Raw genomic sequence first — 3,711 nt, 5'->3', positions numbered from 1 at the left:
TAACAAATTGTAAAAAAGAGACATGAATATTGCTTTTTTTCATACTGTATTTTGGAGGTGGAAAAATGGCAAGAGTCGCTTACCGAGATGCAGACGTTGATTTAATGGCAAGGATGATGAGAGCAGAGGCTGAAGGTGAAGGAGTACAGGGGATGCTATATGTTGGAAACGTGATTGTAAACCGTGCTGTAGCTGATTGTGCGGATTTCAAGGATGTAAGGACCATTGAAGATGTTATTTTTCAAGTACAAGGGGGAAATTACTCCTTTGAAGCTGTGCAAAAAGGCAATATGTTTTATCAACGAGCAAGAGAATCTGAAAGAAGATTAGCAAGAAAGAATTTGGAATATTGGAGAGATTACCCAGCGAAATATGCTCTTTGGTACTTTAATCCATATGGTCCGTGTCCTCCAACATGGTATGGCCAACCTTTTAGTGGTCAATTTAAACAACATTGTTTTTATGAACCAGCGCCTGGAACATGTGAAAGCGTTTATATTCGTTGAGGAAAAGATTCGAATATTTTTAAAAACTAAAACTTTTAGCAGCAAAAAAAGGATCTTCTTACTGGAAGATCCTTTTTTCAGTGTCTATAAACATGATTATGTTAATTATAATCCCCTATAAACATGGTTTTGGTTCCCTTGATGGCTAATGGTTTTATTCATTTCTTACATATTCAATTTCAAAGGAGGATTTCCAATAAAATCACTTTTTCTTTTTTCGGTCCGAATTTTTGCGATTAGCTCATTCTATAAGGGAAGGAACAGTTTCAGCATCCCTTATTATGGGGAAATTAGGTTCTTATTCAAGACAAAACAGCTTGGCTACAGCCTTACGTGAGATGGGCCGAATAGAAAAAACGATCTTTATTTTGAATTATATTTCGGATGAATCATTAAGAAGAAAAATACAAAAAGGATTGAATAAAGGAGAAGCCATGAATGGACTGGCAAGAGCTATTTTCTTCGGAAAACAAGGAGAGCTTAGGGAACGAACCATACAGCATCAATTGCAAAGGGCCAGTGCCTTAAATATAATCATTAATGCCATCAGTATCTGGAATACTTTACATCTAACAAAGGCAGTTGAATATCAAAAACGGTCAGGTAGTTTTAATGAAGAATTATTGCACCATATGTCACCTCTAGGTTGGGTACATATTAATTTACTTGGAGAATACCATTTTAATTCGGAGAAAATGGTCTCGTTAGATTCTTTAAGACCCTTGAAACTTTCTTAACGTTGTTAAAACTGGGGGAATAGTCGGGGAAATGGGCTTAGCGTTGTAAATCCGCATTTTCCTGACTGTACCCCTAGAATTAATTGTTTCATATTCATAAATAATCCCCTTTAAAATGGTTTTAATTATTATAATACCCATTTTTTTCAAATTTGACGATGGTCTATTTTACCAAAATTTAATAAATGAATAAAATTATGTATTAAAATATAAAATATTACAAATATATTCAAAATTTTACATTAAAAGAAGCTGGATATGAATTTAGAAACTCTGGTCAAAAAGGTTGGTTTTTTATTGGAGAAGGTGAAGAACCTCTTGATAAAAGTATTTTTGATTATGTGAAATCAAGTTCACCTGATGTTCATGCTCAGTTCACCCAAGACGAAATCCATGCAATTAAGGAAATACTTAAATCATGGCAAAAGGTTGCTCCAACTACACAAACAAATGGATTAAGTCTTTATGACCGCAAAACCAAAAAACAAGAAAAACAATTGTTATTGATCAAACAATTGGTAAACGTTTAGATGAATTCTGTAAAAGCGAAAAAATTCATAAATCTGATGTATTACATGTAGCATTAGCTGACTTTATTGAAAAATATGGAAAATAAAACTCCCACCAGTTAACTGAAGAAGTTTCAAAGTTTACTTTTTATGTATTTTCGATGATTTTATATAAACTTTCAATTCTTTATAAAATTGCTCTCTTGTTCCAGCCAAAATAACTAACACGATATTTCCTTCATCATCTTCTTGGATACTGTAAGCTATTTCGTAATTAGTGCCATTATGTTTAATGTCATAACCATAAATACCAGCTAGATCACCTTTCTTTTGTTCACCTGCACCGAATGGATCTAGCTGGATCTCTTGTAAAGCTAAACGAAATTTTTGTTCTAATGGCTTATCTTTTAGTTTTTTGAAAAATTTCCTTGCTGCTGGTGATACCTTTAATAAAAACTCACTCATCATCATCGTCCTCAAAAAGATCATCAATTTCTACAGTTTCTGTATTAATAGTTTCAGCAATTAAAGAATCTATAGCATAACCTAACTGTGCCTTACGATTTTTAAATTCAGCCATCAAATCCATACCACTATAACCTTCATTAATCAGATCAGCTAAAATTTCTTCAGAAAAATCATCAAATCCCTCATGAATAGGTTTTACAACTAAATGATTCCCGTACAGCTCTAATGTAACTTCTTCCCCAATGTTTAGTTTTTCATAAAATTCTTTTGGAATGCTAATTTGCCTTTTACTTGAAACGGCAACCCGTTTTATTTTTCTTGGACGTCTTGATTTAGGCATGGTCAATCTCTCCAATTCTTTTTCTGCCATTACCATAAGTTATGTCCCTCCACTCTCTTTATATACCCGATTTCTTTACTTTTTTATTTCTTGGTTTCTTTACTTCTTGGTTATTAATAATAACATTTAACCAATAAGTCATCAATAGATCACTATCCAGACTTTCATAGTGACTCCGACCAAAAACTAGTAGTAGAAGTTAAGGGAGAAGTCACTATGCGCTCTGTAATAGGGTGTATAGCACTTTCAAAACCATAAATAAAAGAGAGCTTGATCTCTCTTAGAGTTCTGTTTCATTTTGCTATAAATTAATACTCTTAATGACTGATTTTAGTTGCCTTAATGGCAACTTTTTAGCCTTTAAGGCATTACGAAAAAATATAAAAATTAGTATTGCAAAACAAAGAGCGAATTGCTACATAAGGAGATATAGAAAGGGAGGTTTTAAAAAGGCTAATATATAAGGGTTTTGAGAGTTTAAATGTAACATAGCTTGTGTTACATATATGTATCATTCTAAATGTTACATATATAGACATATTTCAACTGATTTGTCTTTACATGTAACATATTATGTTATACGATGTATCATAATTGATACTTTAATGTATCAACATAGATGTTACATAAGGGGAGGACATTTTAATGAGTTCGGAGGTTTTAAATTTGAAACCTGATAATGAAAAAATCCTACTAGAATTAAATCCTGATGAGTTTAAAAAAATAAAAAAATTACTAGAAATTCAAGAAGAAGAGCAAGAAAAGGTAGAGCAAAAACAAGAACAAGAAAAAAACGCAAATTTTGTTCAATTGTATAGAGACCATATGCCAGAAGTTCGTTGGTTAATGACAAACCATAGTTTTGCTAGTTCTTTATTATTTTTCATTCTTGAACATATGGATAACCGTAACGCTTTAGCTTGTTCCTACTCTGTTTTTGAAGATTACTTTGGAAAATCTCGTATGACAATATATAGAGCCGTTAAAGTATTAGAGGAAAACGGATTTATTGACGTTTTAAAAATGGGTACCTCTAATGTTTATATTGTTAACGCAGATCTAGCTTGGACAGATAAAAATAATAATAAAAAATTCGCTAAATACGATGGGAAGATTCTCGTAAGCAAGAAAGAAAATAAAGATTATGAATA

General features: G+C 32.0%; 4 protein-coding genes and 1 pseudogene. 3 read left to right on the top strand and 2 right to left on the bottom strand.

Features of this window, described 5'->3' with window-relative positions:
* Positions 1 to 65: 65 nt before the first annotated feature.
* Positions 66 to 506: a cell wall hydrolase gene (locus AC1UFB_RS20130; RefSeq protein ID WP_025908112.1), complete on the top strand. Its 441-nt coding sequence runs from the start codon at positions 66 to 68 to the stop codon at positions 504 to 506.
* A 224-nt stretch (positions 507 to 730) separates the two neighbouring features.
* Positions 731 to 1,243, top strand: a pseudogene (locus tag AC1UFB_RS20125) (Tn3 family transposase); the annotation flags it as partial.
* A gap of 650 nt (positions 1,244 to 1,893) precedes the next feature.
* Here the strand turns inward: AC1UFB_RS20125 and AC1UFB_RS20120 are convergent.
* Positions 1,894 to 2,217, bottom strand: coding sequence for a type II toxin-antitoxin system RelE/ParE family toxin (locus AC1UFB_RS20120; protein WP_100348239.1), 324 nt, complete (start codon positions 2,215 to 2,217; stop codon positions 1,894 to 1,896).
* Entirely contained in the window at positions 2,210 to 2,596 is a 387-nt protein-coding gene (locus AC1UFB_RS20115; protein ID WP_326046411.1) for an AbrB/MazE/SpoVT family DNA-binding domain-containing protein, read from the bottom strand. The genes AC1UFB_RS20120 and AC1UFB_RS20115 overlap by 8 nt, the downstream gene beginning before the upstream one ends.
* A gap of 609 nt (positions 2,597 to 3,205) precedes the next feature.
* On the opposite strand from AC1UFB_RS20115, the gene AC1UFB_RS20110 reads away from it, so the two are divergent.
* On the top strand, positions 3,206 to 3,711 hold a 506-nt coding region (locus AC1UFB_RS20110), incomplete at its 3' end, for a replication/maintenance protein RepL (protein ID WP_482589919.1).

The organism is Priestia sp. KCTC 13724, assembly GCF_056820425.1.
The sequence above is the reverse complement of the archived record's forward strand: the minus strand, read 5'-3'. Positions and strand labels throughout refer to the sequence as shown.

Coding starts and splice junctions, on each gene's coding strand:
- AC1UFB_RS20115 (WP_326046411.1), bottom strand. CDS start 2,596: ATGGTAATGGCAGAAAAAGAATTGGAGAGATTGACCATGCCTAAATCA.
- AC1UFB_RS20120 (WP_100348239.1), bottom strand. CDS start 2,217: ATGAGTGAGTTTTTATTAAAGGTATCACCAGCAGCAAGGAAATTTTTC.
- AC1UFB_RS20130 (WP_025908112.1), top strand. CDS start 66: ATGGCAAGAGTCGCTTACCGAGATGCAGACGTTGATTTAATGGCAAGG.